The sequence below is a fragment of the Pyxidicoccus fallax genome, assembly GCF_012933655.1.
Lineage (GTDB): Bacteria > Myxococcota > Myxococcia > Myxococcales > Myxococcaceae > Myxococcus > Myxococcus fallax.
Genome location: NZ_JABBJJ010000722.1, coordinates 1 through 1,040 on the forward strand (window position 1 = coordinate 1; position 1,040 = coordinate 1,040).

General features: G+C 71.0%; 1 protein-coding gene. It reads left to right on the forward strand.

The window, feature by feature from the left end:
• Positions 1–174 precede the first annotated feature (174 nt).
• The coding region (locus HG543_RS53810) for an asparaginase (RefSeq protein ID WP_169352695.1) at positions 175–1,040 on the forward strand (866 nt) is incomplete at its 3' end.

A 1,040-nucleotide genomic window follows, 5' to 3' on the forward strand; every position in this document is an offset into this window, starting at 1 on the left:
GAGCCGCCGGGGGTGGCACCCTCGGGGCTCTTGCAGCCCGGCCCCGTCAGGACGGCGGCGGCCAGCAGGGGAACGACACGCTTCCAGCAGGAAAGGAGCACGCGGCGGGTCTTAGCCACGCGCGCGGGGCTTGTAAAGGAACGCCAGCCTTGGCAGGGAAGCCCCCCTGCTCCTATGCCCAGAGTCCTGCTGCTGCATACGGGGGGCACGCTCGGAATGGCCGGTGGTCGGCCTTCCGCCCTGCGCCCCGCGGCCTTCTTCAAGACGCTCAAGTCCCGCGTCCCCGAGCTGTTCCAGCTGGCGGACATCGAGCTGGAGCTGTTCAGCAACCTCGACAGCTCGGAGATGCAGCCGGAGCTGTGGAGCCGCATGGCCGCCCACCTCCACCGCCGTCTGCCCCACTTCGACGGGGCGGTGGTGACCCATGGGACGGACACGCTCGCCTACACGGCCAGCGCCCTGTCCTTCATGCTGCGCAACCCGCCCTGCCCCGTCGTCCTGACGGGCTCGCAGCGGCCGCTGGGGGAGATCCGCTCGGACGCGCGGCTCAACCTCATCGACGCGGTGCTGTCCGCGCTCCAGGGGCCGCGCGAGGTCACCATCTGCTTCGACTCCCACCTGTACCGGGGCAACCGCAGCCGCAAGGTGAAGGTGGCGGAGTACGACGCCTTCGAGAGCCCCAACTGCCCCGTGCTGGGCACGCTGGGCGTGGATGCCACCTTCGAGCCGGGCCTCAAGCCGCGCGGTGCCTTCCGTCTGATGGAGAAGCTGGACCCGCGCGTCTTCCTCCTGAAGGTGTACCCGGGGCTGGACCCCGCCCTGCCGCTACAACTGCTCCCCCATGTCCGGGGGCTGGTGCTGGAGGCGTACGGCGCGGGCAACTTCCCCATCGACCCGGAGCTCGGGCGCTCGTTGCATCCCCTCTTCACCCAGGCCCGGGAGCGGGGGGTGCCGGTGGTGGTGGTGAGTCAGGCGCACCGCAACGGCGTGGACCTCACCCTTTATGAGTCCGGGGCGGCGGCGCTGGCGGAGGGGGCGGT